Source organism: Sneathiella sedimenti (assembly GCF_017313765.1).
Taxonomy (GTDB): Bacteria; Pseudomonadota; Alphaproteobacteria; order Sneathiellales; family Sneathiellaceae; genus Sneathiella; species Sneathiella sedimenti.
The window spans coordinates 641,790-657,158 of sequence record NZ_JAFLNC010000001.1; the positions used below are offsets into that span (position 1 = coordinate 641,790).

General features: G+C 52.6%; 14 protein-coding genes. 9 read left to right on the forward strand and 5 right to left on the reverse strand.

What is annotated here, in order from left to right; genetic code table 11:
- Window positions 1-154 precede the first annotated feature (154 nt).
- From pnp to J0X12_RS03140, 6 genes are all read left to right on the forward strand, one after another.
- Window positions 155-2,257 (forward strand): polyribonucleotide nucleotidyltransferase, encoded by a 2,103-nt coding sequence (gene pnp / locus J0X12_RS03115; protein ID WP_207042137.1) that lies wholly within the window; start codon window positions 155-157, stop codon window positions 2,255-2,257.
- A gap of 171 nt (window positions 2,258-2,428) precedes the next feature.
- Window positions 2,429-3,805, forward strand: a complete 1,377-nt coding sequence (locus tag J0X12_RS03120; protein ID WP_420497039.1) for an NAD(P)H-dependent flavin oxidoreductase — start codon at window positions 2,429-2,431, stop codon at window positions 3,803-3,805.
- 108 nt (window positions 3,806-3,913) lie between these two features.
- A complete protein-coding gene (gene irrA / locus J0X12_RS03125; RefSeq protein WP_207042139.1) occupies window positions 3,914-4,333 on the forward strand; it encodes an iron response transcriptional regulator IrrA in 420 nt (139 codons plus the stop codon).
- A gap of 141 nt (window positions 4,334-4,474) precedes the next feature.
- Window positions 4,475-4,894: a rubrerythrin family protein gene (locus J0X12_RS03130; RefSeq protein ID WP_207042141.1), complete on the forward strand. Its 420-nt coding sequence runs from the start codon at window positions 4,475-4,477 to the stop codon at window positions 4,892-4,894.
- Window positions 4,895-4,975: 81 nt separating this feature from the next.
- The gene (locus J0X12_RS03135; RefSeq protein WP_207042143.1) at window positions 4,976-6,313 is read left to right on the forward strand and encodes a heterodisulfide reductase-related iron-sulfur binding cluster; all 1,338 of its coding nucleotides are present in this window, start codon (window positions 4,976-4,978) and stop codon (window positions 6,311-6,313) included.
- Between the two features lie 14 nt (window positions 6,314-6,327).
- A complete protein-coding gene (locus J0X12_RS03140; protein ID WP_207042145.1) occupies window positions 6,328-6,927 on the forward strand; it encodes a DUF3501 family protein in 600 nt (199 codons plus the stop codon).
- A gap of 8 nt (window positions 6,928-6,935) precedes the next feature.
- Here J0X12_RS03140 and J0X12_RS03145 read toward each other — a convergent pair whose 3' ends face one another.
- Window positions 6,936-7,433 (reverse strand): SH3 domain-containing protein, encoded by a 498-nt coding sequence (locus tag J0X12_RS03145; RefSeq protein WP_207042147.1) that lies wholly within the window; start codon window positions 7,431-7,433, stop codon window positions 6,936-6,938.
- 183 nt (window positions 7,434-7,616) lie between these two features.
- Between J0X12_RS03145 and J0X12_RS03150 the strand changes: the two genes are divergently transcribed.
- Window positions 7,617-8,603, forward strand: a complete 987-nt coding sequence (locus J0X12_RS03150; RefSeq protein ID WP_207042149.1) for a 2-hydroxyacid dehydrogenase — start codon at window positions 7,617-7,619, stop codon at window positions 8,601-8,603.
- A 63-nt stretch (window positions 8,604-8,666) separates the two neighbouring features.
- Window positions 8,667-9,299, forward strand: a complete 633-nt coding sequence (locus tag J0X12_RS03155) for a trimeric intracellular cation channel family protein (RefSeq protein ID WP_207042151.1) — start codon at window positions 8,667-8,669, stop codon at window positions 9,297-9,299.
- A gap of 63 nt (window positions 9,300-9,362) precedes the next feature.
- Here J0X12_RS03155 and J0X12_RS03160 read toward each other — a convergent pair whose 3' ends face one another.
- From J0X12_RS03160 to J0X12_RS03175, 4 genes are all read right to left on the reverse strand, one after another.
- Window positions 9,363-9,974: a VPLPA-CTERM sorting domain-containing protein gene (locus tag J0X12_RS03160; RefSeq protein ID WP_207042153.1), complete on the reverse strand. Its 612-nt coding sequence runs from the start codon at window positions 9,972-9,974 to the stop codon at window positions 9,363-9,365.
- Between the two features lie 349 nt (window positions 9,975-10,323).
- Window positions 10,324-10,953 (reverse strand): MarC family protein, encoded by a 630-nt coding sequence (locus tag J0X12_RS03165; protein ID WP_207042155.1) that lies wholly within the window; start codon window positions 10,951-10,953, stop codon window positions 10,324-10,326.
- Window positions 10,954-11,034: 81 nt separating this feature from the next.
- Window positions 11,035-13,896 carry a DNA polymerase I gene (polA, locus tag J0X12_RS03170; protein ID WP_207042157.1) on the reverse strand — a complete coding sequence of 954 codons (2,862 nt, stop codon included), beginning with the start codon at window positions 13,894-13,896 and terminating at the stop codon, window positions 11,035-11,037.
- 37 nt (window positions 13,897-13,933) lie between these two features.
- Window positions 13,934-14,113, reverse strand: coding sequence for a zinc-finger domain-containing protein (locus J0X12_RS03175; RefSeq protein ID WP_207042159.1), 180 nt, complete (start codon window positions 14,111-14,113; stop codon window positions 13,934-13,936).
- Window positions 14,114-14,390: 277 nt separating this feature from the next.
- On the opposite strand from J0X12_RS03175, the gene J0X12_RS03180 reads away from it, so the two are divergent.
- Window positions 14,391-15,338 carry an ABC transporter ATP-binding protein gene (locus J0X12_RS03180; protein WP_207042162.1) on the forward strand — a complete coding sequence of 316 codons (948 nt, stop codon included), beginning with the start codon at window positions 14,391-14,393 and terminating at the stop codon, window positions 15,336-15,338.
- The last annotated feature ends 31 nt before the right edge of the window (window positions 15,339-15,369 follow it).

A 15,369-nucleotide genomic window follows, 5' to 3' on the forward strand; every position in this document is an offset into this window, starting at 1 on the left:
GCCCATTGCACATCGGCGTTTGCCGCATTTAGGAAGCCTCGTTTTTCATAAGTGCAAAATTTGAAGCTGATAAAAAGAGAAATAAGGACTGAGGCATAGGGTCTCAGATTAGGCAGGACGGCATGGGGCTGTTCCTGCGTTGGAAGGAAAAAAAATGTTTGAAGTACATCGCAAGGAAGTGATGTGGGGCGGACGTCCGCTCGTATTGGAAACTGGGAAAGTTGCCCGTCAGGCTGACGGCGCAGTTATGATCACTTATGGCGGAACGCAGGTGCTATGTACCGCCGTTGCCGAAAGAAACCAGAAGCCGGGATTGGATTTCTTCCCGCTGACGGTGAACTATCAGGAAAAAGCTTTTGCCGCCGGCAAGATCCCGGGCGGCTTTTTTAAACGCGAAGGACGCCCGAGCGAAAAAGAAACGCTCACCTCGCGCTTGATCGACCGGCCCCTGCGCCCGTCTTTCGTAACAGGTTTCAAAAATGAAACACAGGTTATCTGTACTGTTCTCGCCCACGACATGGAAAATGACCCAGATGTCGTCGCCTTGATCGGCGCTTCTGCGGCACTGACCATCTCCGGCATTCCGTTCCTGGGCCCGGTTGGCGCAGCGCGTGTTGGCTTTGTCAATGGAGAGTATATCTTGAACCCGGTTGCCACGCAGATGGAGGACACCAAGCTTGACCTCATTATTGCTGGCACATCCGAAGCTGTTCTGATGATTGAATCAGAGGCTCATGAACTCAGCGAAGAGGAAATGCTGGGCGCGGTCATGTATGGCCACCGGGAAATGCAGACCGTGATCAATGCAATTATCGATCTCGCCGAAGTTTGCGCGAAAGAGCCCTGGGACTTTGCCCCACAGGAAACCGATAAGGACCTTGAGGCAAAAGTAAAGAACGCTGCTGAAGCCGCCCTTATCGACGCTTATAAAGAGCAGGTCAAACAGACACGCTCTGATAAAATTGCGGAAGCGAAGGCAGCTGCTATTGAGGCTCTTGAGGAAGAAGAGCGTGAGGCCGCAGCCGGTATTCTCAAGAAAATCGAGAAAAAGATTGTTCGTGGCAACATCATCGCGACCGGCGCACGTATTGATGGCCGCGATACCAAGACAGTTCGTCCCATCATCGCGGAAATTGGTTCCCTGCCGCGTAGTCATGGATCAGCCCTGTTCACCCGCGGTGAGACTCAGGCTCTTGTAGTGGCCACACTCGGCACCGGACAGGATGAGCAGATCGTGGATGCGCTCGAAGGCGAATATCGCGAAAACTTCATGCTGCATTATAACTTCCCGCCCTATTCGGTCGGCGAAGTTGGCCGCATCGGCTTCACGGGTCGTCGCGAAGTCGGTCATGGCAAGCTTGCCTGGCGGGCAATCCATCCTCTACTGCCGGCCAAGGACAAATTTCCATACACCTTACGGGTAGTCTCCGAGGTAACCGAATCCAACGGTTCTTCCTCTATGGCGACTGTTTGCGGGACGTCCCTTGCCCTTATGGATGCCGGTGTTCCACTGGACCGTCCGGTTGCAGGTATTGCGATGGGTCTCATCCTGGAAGAAGACGGCAAGTTTGCCGTTCTTTCTGATATTCTTGGTGATGAAGACCATCTCGGTGACATGGACTTCAAGGTTGCGGGTACCGATAAAGGTATCACTTCCCTGCAGATGGACATCAAGATTTCCGGCATTACGGAAGAAATCATGCGCATTGCCCTCGCACAGGCTACTGAAGGCCGCTTGCATATCCTGAAAGAGATGGGCAAAGCGATCGACAGTGCACGCGATGGCGTTCGTGAAGGTGCACCGCGGATCACGCAGTTGCAGGTTCATAAGGACAAAATCCGCGATATCATTGGTACTGGCGGTAAAGTAATCCGGGAAATCTGCGAAGTTACCGGCGCGAAAATCGACATTGAAGATGACGGTACGGTCAAGGTGGCGGCGACAACGGCGGAAAGCGCCGATGCGGCGATCAACTGGATCAAATCCATTGTTGATGATCCGGAAGTCGGTGTAACCTACACAGGCAAAGTCGTTAAAGTCGTTGATTTTGGCGCTTTCGTGAATTTCTTCGGCAACCGGGATGGCCTTGTCCATATTTCCGAACTGGCGCCGCAACGCGTTGGCAAGGTTACTGACATCGTCAACGAAGGGGACGAAGTCCGCGTGAAGGTTCTGGAGATAGACGGCCGCGGGAAAGTACGTCTTTCCATGAAGGCCGTTCTTGCGGACGAAGAAAAGGCAGCAGCGGAGGAATAAAGCTCCAACGCCAGCTATATTCGAGATCGAGGGCGGAGCGGACACAATAGTCCGGCCGCCCTCGTTTTTAGATGTCTCTTGATGCTTGGACCGCCATGCTCTAAGTGTTAGGTTAGTGCTTAAGTTTGCAGTCATAGGAATTGTCTCGTGAAGCCGTTAAATTCGATTATTATGTCCGGCAAGGAAGTTCTTCCTCTCATCGAGGGGGGGAAGGGTATTGCTGTTTCATCGGGCCAGAGTTCTGGCGCTTGGGCGGCTGCCGGTGGCGTCGCGACATTTTCCGGCGTTAATGCCGATAGCTTTGACGATAATGGCAATATTATCCCGCAGATCTATCATGGTCGTACTCGGCGTGACCGGCATGAAGAGCTGGTCGCTTACGGCATACAGGGCGGGATAACCCAGGCCCAGATCGCCCATGAACTTGCAGGCGGCGAAGGCCGTATTCACATGAATGTACTTTGGGAAATGGGCGGCGCGGAGCGAATTCTCCATGGCGTCCTCGAGGGAACCAAGGGTCTTATACACGGGATCACCTGTGGAGCAGGCATGCCCTACCGGATTGCGCAGATCGCCGCAGACTATAAAGTGCACTACTACCCGATTATTTCTTCGGCACGCGCCTTCCGTGCGCTGTGGAAACGGGCTTATCACAAATTCTCTGACTGGCTCGGCGGCGTCGTTTATGAAGACCCGTGGCTTGCTGGTGGGCATAACGGTCTCAGCAACAGCGAAAATCCATTAGTTCCAGAGGATCCCTACCCTCGTGTGGCGGATTTACGGAAATTGATGAATGAAATCGGCCTCAATAACGTGCCCATTATCATGGCCGGCGGGGTCTGGCATGTCGAGGAATGGGAGCATTGGCTGGATAATCCGGAAATTGGACCGATCGCGTTCCAGTTTGGCACCCGGCCGCTGTTGACGAAAGAGAGCCCGATTTCCGACGCCTGGAAGAAAAAGCTCGGAACTCTGAAAAAGGGTGACGTATTTCTCAATAAATTCAGCCCGACGGGGTTCTGGTCATCTGCAGTCCGTAACGATTTCCTGGACGAGCTAAAAGCCCGTTCCGAACGTCAGGTTGCGTTTTCCAATGAGCCGGTAGGTGCGCATAACACGTCGTTTGGTATTGGCGCGCGCAAGCGAGAGGTTTATCTGACGGCAGATGACAAGGCCCGCGCAGAAAAATGGGTCGCGGAAGGCTATACCGAGGGGTTAAAAACGCCAGATTCGACACTCATTTTCGTATCGCCCGGAAAAATGGCTGAAATCCGTAAGGATCAGATTGACTGTATGGGCTGCCTCTCTCAATGCTCCTTCTCCAACTGGGCGGAAGGGGAAAAAGGCAATACAGGGCGTAAAGCCGATCCGAGAAGCTTCTGTATTCAGAAAACCCTGCAGGATGTGATTCATTCCGAAGCGAATATAGAGAATAACCTCATGTTTGCCGGACATGGTGCGTATCGCTTTGCCACCGATCCATTCTATGCAAATGGCTTTATCCCAACGGTAAAGCAGCTTGTAGATCGGATAATGACAGGAAAATAGCCAAAAATCGCGGAAACATACAGTTGCAGATTTGAATTATTAAAATAAGTACTATATATTTGGGAAAGCTCTTCAATGGGAAGAGCGAAGACATATAGAGTATAGCCAATGGTGCATTCTGAATTAGTGGATTTGGAGACAAAACTGAGAGATGCTCAGTTGCGGCCCACCAAACAGCGTCTGGCGTTAGCGCAGTTGTTATTTTCCGATGGCAATCGTCACATCACGGCAGAGCGTTTACATAGCGACGCCATGGAAGCAGGTGTCGCGATTTCCCTTGCCACTATTTACAATAATCTGCATCAGTTTACGACCGCGGGCCTCCTGAGAGAAGTTGTCGTGGATGCAAGCCGTTCCTATTTCGACACGAACGTCGCGCCCCATCATCATTTCTTTCACGAGCAATCCGGTACGCTGGAAGATATTGCCACAAGCGATCTGACAGTTGACAATATTCCGCCGCTCCCCGAAGGGACTGAAATTAGCAGTGTCGACGTGATTGTGCGCGTAAACTCGGTTCGCGGCTAACTTCATCCGGCTTTGGCAACAATTTCTTCTTTAGAAGAATTCTAGTTTATTGACAGTCGTTTTCTCGGGACCTATATTATTTTGGTAATCCTGTTCTGTCTTGAACAGACTTCATCCAAAATTTCATTCCAGGAGGACTTCATGTCTCTAGCGGGAAGCAAAACCGAACAAAATCTGAAAGATGCCTTTGCAGGTGAATCCCAGGCAAACCGCCGCTATCTTTATTTCGCGCAGAAAGCGGACGTCGAAGGATACAACGATGTTGCAACGGTTTTTCGCTCCACAGCGGAAGGTGAAACCGGTCATGCGCACGGTCATCTGGAATATCTTGAAGAAGTAGGTGATCCGGCAACCGGACTGCCGATCGGCGGCACTGCCGACAACCTCAAGGCTGCTGTGGCTGGTGAAACGCACGAATACACCGATATGTACCCGGGCATGGCAAAGACCGCCCGTGAAGAGGGTCATGACGAGATTGCTGACTGGTTCGAAACACTCGCAAAGGCCGAAAAAAGCCACGCGGGCCGTTTCCAGAAAGCCCTCGACAATCTAGACGACTAATCCGGCTTTTGGATCACATTACGGGGTAGCGGATATAAATTCGCTACCCCTTCGTCTCTCACCTACATTCAGGGGAATATTATGCGCGAAGGAAGCCTGGACGCGCCGACACGGCACATTATTGACTGGAATAATCCCGAATTTTATGACGAACAGAAACTCGATGACGAGCTGCGCCGGGTGTTCGATATATGCCATGGCTGCCGTCGATGCTTTAATTTGTGCGACTCCTTCCCGCGCCTGTTCGACCTGATCGATGCCTCTGAAACAGAAGAACTCGACTCTGTCGCGTCGGAGGATTTCAAGCCGGTCGTTGATGCCTGCACGCTCTGCGACATGTGCTTCATGACCAAATGCCCCTACGTACCGCCGCATGAGTTCAATCTCGACTTTCCGCATCTGATGCTGCGATATCGCGCCGTGGAAAAGAAGAACGGCAAGGACAAATTCGTAAGCCGGGAACTTTCAAAAACAGATCGAAATGGTAAGCTGGCGGCCCCTGTCGCGCCCCTTGCCAACTGGGCAACAAAGACATCAAACGGAATGACCCGCGGGATTATGGAGGCAACACTGGGCATCGACAAGAATGCCGCCCTGCCAAAATACCAGTCAAAGACTCTGGTGGCCCGCGCCAAAGAAAGCCCGCTGGAAATCAATAAGGACGCCCCGGCTTATGGCCGCAAGGCTGTCATCTACGCCACCTGCTTTGGCAACTACAACAACCCCGCCACCGGTGAAGCGACCCGCAAAGTTTTCGCGAAGAACGGCATTGAAACAGAAGTGGTTTATCCCGGCTGTTGTGGTATGCCACAGATGGAACAGGGAGATCTCGCCGGCGTCGTAGAAAATGCGAAGAAAGTTTCCGCCGAACTCAGTAGCTGGATCGATAAAGGCTATGACGTAATTGCTCTCGTCTCGTCCTGTGCCCTAATGTTGAAGTTTGAATGGCCCCTCCTCGCCCCTGACGATGCGACAATTGAAAAACTGTCCAAGGCCACCTTTGATGTTGCGGAGTATGTGATGGAATTTGCCAAGAAGGAGGGCATGGCCGAAGGCATGCAACCAATTGGCGACAGTATGGCCATGCATCTTGCCTGTCACGCCCGGGCCCAGAATATGGGCGCGAAGGGTGCAGAGGTTCTGCGTCTTATTCCGGAAGCCAAGATCACGGTGGTGGAACGCTGTTCCGGTCATGGCGGATCCTGGGGAATCATGAAGGGGAATTATAAAACGGCCCTGAAAGTCGGAAAGCCGGCGGCGCGGACAGCCCTTAAATCCAACGCGAAATATATTGCGTCGGAATGCCCGCTGGCGGCGGAGCATTTGATGCAAGGAATTGAGACTCTCGAAACCGAGGGAACTGACGGAAAAACCGCCTTACATCCGATAGAACTATTGGCCAAATCCTACGGCCTGTAAGAGGAATGACTGATATGACTGCCGTTAAAAAACGTGAAATTACGCCTGAGGATATTCTGCCACTCGCCGAATACCAAAAAATCCGGAAAGAACATAAACAGAAGCTGATTCCCATCAAGAAGAACCGCCGGGTTGAAATCGGCCCGTTCGCGACATTCTATTTTGAAAACTACGATACCATGTGGGCCCAGATCCAGGAAATGCTCTATATCGAGCAGGGCGGCGATGAACAGCTGCAGGACGAGCTGGCCGCCTATAACCCGCTCATTCCAAATGGATCAGAGCTTGTTGCAACCTTCATGATTGAGATCGACGATCCTGTCCGCCGCGACTTCATGCTTCGCCAGCTCGGCCATATTGAAAAGTCGATCTATCTCTCGGTTGACGGCGAGAAAATATACGCGGTGCCTGAACAGGAAGTGGAACGCACGACGGAAGACGGTAAAGCCTCCTCCATTCATTTTCTGCATTTTCCGTTGACCGACGCCCAGAAAGCCGCCTTCATGGACCCGGCGATCAAAGTCCAACTCGGCGTTGAGCATGAAAATTATGGCCATATCGCCTTGATCAAGGGCGACACCCGGGCCGCGTTGGCCAGAGATTTGACCAGTTAAATCAAGGGCTAGCGTATTTTCTCGTTCTCATACACGCCATAGAACTGGCTAGCCATAAGCCAGCCGGTGATGCCCGCAATCTCAATTTCACACCAGCGCGCATCGCATTCTTCCAACTTACCGACAACGCCGGGTTCCGCGAGCAGGACAACCGGGCTGCTTTCATCCGGGTCTTCATAAACCGCACGCACGTCCCCCGTGATGATCAGTGTCCGACGGCTGCTTATCAGGTTGCGATGAACCCAGCCGATTGAGCCGTCAATGTCGCGGATCTGCCGCCAGAGCTCATATTCCTCTACGACTTCGACAGGCCAACCCTCACGAACGAATACCCATTTGATGGGATAGCGGGTACCCGGTCCGGCGCGAACATTGACCTTGTCTGATGATAGCGAAACGAACCGCGGCAACGGCAAGCCGGTCTCGGAACCGGTCGGACCTGCTTCGGGCTGCGGGGCAAGAAAAAACAAAACAAAAAAGACAAGAAGTGCAAAACTGCGTTTCAATGTGCCAGTACCTTTTATTTACGACAGGCGAACGTCCATCTTATGCCGTGCGACCGGCCATCGGGTCAAGAGTACAAAAAAACACAGTACCTTAACCCAAGGTCGCAATTGTATCCGCTAACGCGATCTGCTAGATAAAGTCTGTTGGTCTTGTCAAAAATCCAGGAACAAGAGAGTCATCATATGCCGCAGAAGAAACCCGTCGTTGTTGTTACCAGAAGACTGCCAGATGTTATCGAAACCCGCATGATGGAGCTTTTCGATACGCGGCTAAATCATGACGACACGCCGATGACACAAAGTCAGCTGATCGAAGCGGTTAAAATGGCCGATGTACTGGTACCGACAGTGACAGATAAAATCGATCTCGGGGTACTTAGCCAGACGAATCCCAATCTCAAACTGATCGCGAGCTTTGGCACGGGCGTTGACCACATTGACCTCGCTACGGCGCGTCAGCGCAATATTACCGTAACGAACACACCCGGTGTCCTGACCGAGGATACTGCTGATATGACCATGGCCCTCATCATGGCAGTCCCGCGGCGCCTGACCGAGGGTGAACGGCTGATGCGGTCCGGTAACTGGACGGGCTGGTCACCGACAAGCATGCTCGGCCATCGGATTTGGGGCAAGCGTCTCGGCATTATCGGGATGGGCCGGATTGGCCAGGCAGTCGCCCGCCGTGCGCGTGCCTTTGGTCTCTCTATTCATTATCACAACCGCAATCGTTTGCCGGAGTATGTCGAAAATGAGCTTGAGGCGACCTATTGGGAAAGCCTCGACCAGATGCTGGCACGGATGGACATTGTTTCCGTCAATTGCCCGCACACACCGGCAACCTTTCATCTCCTCAATGCACGTCGGCTGGCCCTACTTCAGCCGAGCTGTTATGTGGTCAACACCTCACGGGGTGAAGTAGTCGACGAAAATGCCCTGACCCGTTTGCTGCGTAACGGCAAAATTGCCGGCGCGGGCCTTGATGTGTTTGAGCATGAACCTGCCGTCAATCCCCGCCTGATGGAACTTGATAACGTCATTCTGTTGCCGCATATGGGCTCCGCAACCATTGAAGGACGTATCGATATGGGTGAAAAGGTGCTGATCAATATCAAGACCTTTATCGACGGACACACACCTCCCGACCGGGTTTTGCAGGCGATGCTGTAACATCAGGGGACTTGCGCTTTCCACCGTTCTGGCGGAACATTCGCCGTACAGAGAGGGGGCGTCATGTTTACGGATTTTATTACCATTCTTGATCTGGTCGGCGTAGCGGTCTTTGCTGCAACGGGCGGTCTGGTTGCCAGCCGCAAGGAAATGGACCTGATCGGGTTCGGTATGATGGCCACTTTTACCGGTGTCGGCGGCGGTACAGTACGCGACGTCATTCTTGACCGGCCGGTATTCTGGGTGGAGGATCATCGCTATCTTCTGGTTTGCCTGGGTATAGCTCTCCTGCTTTACTTTTTTGCCTCCCATGTTCAAAGGCGTTACGTCGTCCTGCTCTGGAGCGACGCCATCGGCTTGGCGGCCTTTGCTGTCCTCGGGGCCCAACTTGCCAGGGAAGCCGATGCTGGCCCGTTGATTGCCATCGTGCTGGGGATGATAACCGCGACTTTCGGGGGGCTTGCACGGGATCTAGTTGCGGGCGAAACGCCCTTGCTGCTGAAGCAGGAAATTTATGCAACAGCGGCACTTGTTAGTGCAGCGGTCTATGTCGTTTTCGTCGACAGCATAGGCGTCGCCCCCCTTATTGCCGCCATCGGCGCCATTCTGACAGGGTTTGCGGTGCGCGCCGGTGCAATCCTCTTTGGATGGTCACTTCCCCGCTATAAGCAGCGGGCAGGTCGCATTTACAAATAGGAAAGGCAAAAAAACGGCGGCCATAGGCCGCCGTTTCTAATAGGAGTAATCTTGCGTGAAGCTTTAAGCAGCTGATGCCGCTGATTTACGGCGCTTACGCCAGCCAATAAACCCTAGAGCAGCAAGGCCAGCACCATAGAGCGGTAAAGCAGCCGGAAGCGGTACAGCAGATACTGTCAGGTTTGCATATTCAAATGCATTGCTTCCTGACGTAAAGCGAACTTCATCAAAGACGCCTGTCGCCATAATTGACGCAACGATAAACCCAAGGCCATTGCTGACGCTGCTAAGCTGTGCATCGTCCCCATGAAGCGCGTCTACCCAGTTGCCCTGATAATAGAATTCCAGACCGTTGTAGGTATCAACGGAACCCCACATAAAATCCACGGCGTAGTAACCTGTGTCAAAGACATAGGAGGCGTAGGAATCTTTCTGTACCGACGTGTAGGTGCCGATCCCGTCCATAGCAGTGCCCTGCCAGGGTGAACGATATTGGTTTGGAACCGATGCCGTCAAATTCTGATATACCGTGCCGACGGACGTTGTTGGAGAAGGAACCCCTGTATCTGCGGCAGGAACATCTGTTACCCAGGAAATGACCGCTGATTGGGCCGGCAGGACAAAAGCGAAAGAAAGACCCGCTACTGCCAGAAATGTCTTAACAAATTTAATCATGGTTTGTTACTCCTACTGTTGTGCTAAATCACGCAACACATGAAATTCTAAAATATAATGCCTTACAGTTAAAAAAGTGCACCCTGATCTGGTCGTGTCCAGCGTGATTGTAAAAGCAAATCATTAACTTAATGACACATAAGTGACAATTTGCGGCCATATTGTCAACAAAATTTACCCTGAATTTGCTTAAAATCTTATATAAACTTTTGTATTTCCATAAAAAAATTGTATTTTGCCAAAGCTAAGGACTTAGACCCCTATGCCATTGATATAGTTAATTTTTTTACAATTATGGTTAATATATTCACGATTCGGCATATATAATCCTTGTAGACTGGCGAATGGACTAGCCCAAAAGTCCGCTGTCCCTAATACCATCGAAAATAAACTGAACTGCCAGAGCGGCCAGCAAAACGCCAACTACCCTGGAAATCACGTGAAGACCGGTCACGCCAAGAAGCTTCTGTACCTGTGTCGCCAATAACATGAGCAAAAAGGTCACCAGGACCATGCCTAAAAGAACGGCGATTACCACGGCCGACTGCAATGTATCGTCTTTTGTATCGGCGACCAGCAGGACTGCCGCGCCAATGGCACCGGGTCCGGCAATCAAGGGCGTGGCCAGCGGAAAGACAGAAACATCCTTCTTCCCTTGCGCCTCTACCTTTTCTTCATCCGTTGCAGTAGTACTGCCGGAGTCGCGTGCAAATACCATGTCAATCGCGATCAGGAGCAGCAAAATCCCGCCGGACGCCTGCAGGGCAGGCAAAGTGATGCCAAAGCTGGTCAGGACTGCTTTTCCGAAAAGGGCAAAGAAGAGAAGGATACCACCACCAATAAGCGAGCCCTTTAAGGCCATCTGCCGTCGTTCGCGTGGTGTGGCGTTCACCGTGAGTGCCGCAAACAAGGCCGCCACGTCCAGCGGCCCGATGGTCGCGAAAAATGTTGTAAAGGCGACAAGCGCGGTTTCCAGCATTGAATTCCTCGCCTCAGGGGTAAATATCTCAGCACCCTAGCGCGCGCAAGCACCCGTCGCAAGTAAACTGCTTGCAGTTCGTTAGTGAGCTTCGCCCCAGTTATCACCAATGCCGGCATCTACGGTCAATGGGACGGACAGATCAACCGCCGGGCGGTCGGCTCCCTCCATCACTGATTTGACAACCTCCACCGTCTCGTCAACTTCGCTCTCCGGTACCTCGAAAATAAGTTCGTCGTGAACCTGAAGAAGCATTCGCGCAGAGAGTTTCTTCGACGTTAGGGCATCCGGCAGCCGAACCATGGCCCGCTTGATAATATCCGCCGCTGAGCCCTGGATAGGGGCGTTGATAGCCGCCCGCTCGGAAAAGCTCCGCCGGGCGCCATTCTTGTCATTGATCCCCGGAAGATGAACCTTGCGGCCAAAGAGCGTTTTCACATACCCATTTTCATGACAGAAGACCTTTGTCTCGTCCATATAGGCCCGGATCCCCGGATACTGGACAAAATACTGATCGATATAGCCTTGCGCCTCGGTTCTGGAGACCCCAAGCTGCCGTGCCAGCCCAAAGGCACTGATCCCGTAAATAATACCGAAATTGATCGCCTTTGCAGAACGACGCATCATCGGATCCATGCCCTCTATCGGGGCACCGAATACTTGAGACGCCGTTTTCGCATGAATATCTAGGCCTTCTTCAAATGCTTCCTTCAAGGAAGAAATATCAGCAATATGGGCAAGCAGACGCAGCTCAATCTGGGAATAGTCGGCGCTTATCAACTTGTTTCCGGGCTCGGCGATAAAGGCCTGTCGCAATTTCCGCCCTTCTTCCGTCCGAACCGGAATATTCTGGACATTAGGCTCGCTGGAGGCGAGCCGTCCAGTCGACGCGGCGGCAAGCGAGAAGGACGTGTGAATGCGACCGGTTTTCGGGTTGATCTGCCCCTGAAGTGCATCCGTATAGGTGCTTTTCAGCTTGGAAAGCTGGCGCCAGTCGAGCACTTTCTGCGCGAGCTCCACCCCTTCCGCGGCAAGCCCCTCTAGCACATTGACATCCGTGGTATAGGCGCCTGCCTTGCCTTTCTTGCCGCCGGAAAGCCCCATTTTATCGAACAGGATTTCCCCGAGCTGTTTTGGCGACCCGACGTTGAACTCCTCGCCTGCAAGGTCGTGAATTTCTGTTACCAGACCTTCCATCCGCGCACCGAAATCAGACGATAGATTGCTGAGAAGCTTGGCGTCGACCTTCACCCCTTCCTGTTCCATCTTCGCGATGACAGGCACAAGCGGTCGCTCTATCGTTTCATAGAGGCTGACGGCCTTTGCCTTTACAAGCCGCCGTTTCAGAAGCTGATAAAGCCGCAGGGTAATGTCCGCATCTTCCGCCGCATATTCCGTTGCTTTATCAATGGGAACCTCGGCAAAGGTAATCTGTGACTTACCTGTGCCGGCAACTTCCTTGAACGAGATCGGGGTCAAACCGAGATGAAGCCCGGCCAGTTCGTCCATGCCATGACCATGCAAGCCCGCTTCCTGAGAGTAGGAGAGAAGCATTGTATCATCGATCGGCGCAACCTGGATTCCTTCCTGCGAAAGAATGACCTGGTCATATTTGATATTCTGGCCGATCTTCATCAAACCCGGATCTTCCAGAAGTGGCTTCAGCGCCGCCAGAACATCCGCTTTCGGGAGTTGGGGCGGGGCGTCATCGGCCCCCTTCTCCGAGGCCCCATCAAAATCAAACCCGCCCTGTGACTTGGGCGTTACGTGACCGACCGGAATGTAACAGGCATTTCCGGGATGGATGGACAGGGATATCCCGACAAGGGACGCCTGCATGGCGTTAAGACTGGTCGTTTCCGTATCAACCGCAACATGCCCGATACGGCTTGCCTCCTTTATCCAGGCATGAAGTGCGTCCATGTCGAGGATGGTCTTGTAATTTACCGCGTCGATTTTCGGTGCGCTGTTATCCGACTCAACCGAGTCCTCTTCAGGCAGCGCCGCCGCTTCCTCTCGAAACCCTTTGCCGAAAAATTCCATTACCCTGGCGGTGAGCTGCTTGAACTCATTCTCTTTCAGAAAGGCAATCAGATCTTCGGCTGTTGGCATCTGTACGGTCAGGTCCATGACATCGATATCCAGCTCGACGTCATTTTTGAGCGTTACCAGGTCACGGCTGATCCGCGCCTTGTCAGCATTCTCAAGGAGTTTTTCGCGGCGACCCTTTTGCGGAATTTCCTCCGCCCGTTTTAGCAGGGTGTCAAGATCGCCGAATTCATTAATCAACAGCGCCGCCGTCTTGATGCCAATGCCGGGCACACCCGGCACGTTATCGACACTATCCCCGGCGAGGGACTGCACATCGATCACCCGCTCCGGGCCGACACCGAATTTTTCATGCACCTCTTCCACGCCGATCATCTTGTTCTTCATCGGATCGAGCATCATCACATCGCCGCCGACAAGCTGCATCAAATCCTTGTCCGAGGAGACTATCACGCATTCCATTCCTTTGGCGCGAGCCTGTGCGGCATAGGTGGCGATGATGTCATCGGCTTCGAAGCCTTCTTTTTCGATCGCCGGCACATTAAATGCGCGTGTTGCTTCCCGAACCAACGGGAACTGCGGGATCAGGTCTTCCGGCGGGGCATCGCGGTTAGCCTTGTATTCAGGATAGATTTCAGAGCGGAATGTTTTACGGCTAGTATCGAAGATGACCGCAAGATGGCTGACCCGACCATCCGCTTGGGTATCCTGGATAAGCTTGAACAACATGTTGGAGAAGCCAAGAACCGCCCCTGTCGGCGTCCCGTCTGAACGCGACATCGGCTGGCGACCGCGGATCATCGCGAAATAGGCGCGGAAAATATATCCCGATCCGTCGACCAGATATATCCTGTGCTTTTGGTTTGGATCGCCTGTGACGTCCGGTTCGGTCATGCCGTTTTCCCGTCTGTTACTTTTAATATCGCAAAAATCAGTGGCCGCCGCCGACTTTCGCGCCTGCCTTCAGAACATAGACCCGGCTGCAATAGGGGCATTCAACCTGTCCTTTGTCCCCCATATTTAGATAGACGCGCGGATGCCCAAGAGGGCCCTTTCCGCCGTCACAAGCGACCTTCGGGCTGTCAACTTCAATTGTCTCAAAAGCTTGCATAAAGCCGTCTCACTTCTTCTGCTGTTTAACGCGGAATGTCAGCGATTTTACCGAATTTTCGGTTCGCTGGCACGGATTGGATGATATCGATTGGACACAAGGACGCAACCGAGAAATAACGCAATATAACTTTTGCGCACGCCCAGCTAATTTATTCCAGATGAAAAATTTGCGTTGCCGTGCTGACTTCGCTAGTTTCTAGGCGCGCTCGCGTTGACCTTCCGTATATTATTCTCGGTTGATCCGCCAGAAATTTAAAACAGAGTAGAAATTACGAATGACTGAGACAGCGTCCATAACGCCGGCTTTACAGGTCCACAACCTAACGAAGGTTTATAAAGTTAAAGGCCCTGCCCCTGACAAAACAGCGTTAAAAGGCATCAACCTTGAGGTCATGCAAGGGTCCTTTTTTGGCCTGCTTGGACCCAATGGAGCCGGGAAATCCACCTTGATTAATATCATCGCCGGTCTCGTCAACAAGACAAGCGGCGACGTCCGCATTTGCGGCTTCGATACAGTTAAGGATATGCGCGCGGCACGAAGCGCCGTTGGTGTGGTCCCGCAGGAGCTCAATCTCGATGCGTTTTTTACACCTCGCGAAGTGATGGAGTTTCAGGCCGGACTTTATGGTGTTCCAAAATCGTTGCGGCGGACTGATGAAATCCTTGCGGCAATGGGCCTCAGTGATAAAGCAGATGTCTATGCCCGGACGCTCTCAGGCGGCATGCGTCGACGTCTACTCGTGGCCAAGGCAATGGTGCATCGTCCTGAAGTTCTGATCCTTGACGAGCCCACCGCCGGCGTGGATATCGAGCTCCGCCAGCAGCTATGGAGCTATGTCAAAAAACTGAACGACGAGGGGACGACAATAATTCTCACCACTCACTATCTTGAGGAGGCGGAGGAACTTTGCGACACGATTGCCATCATAAATCACGGGGAAGTTGTTGCCTGTGAGCCAACGGAATCTCTCCTCAGCAAGATAGATACGAAGAATGTCTGCATTCTGCTCGGTCATGACATCACTGAAGTGCCGGAAAATCTGAAACGGCTAAACGCGACCCTTTCCCACGGCCGGCGTCTCAACGTTGCCTATCGGCCAAGCGAGATGGAAATGGCGAAGATTCTCAAAGCCGCGGCTGATGACGGATTGGATATCGTTGACCTGACCACAGAAGAGCCGGATCTTGAAGACGCTTTTCTAAAGATGACCTCGACCGGCTAACGCCCTGCCCGCAGTTTCATGCGTTAAGGAC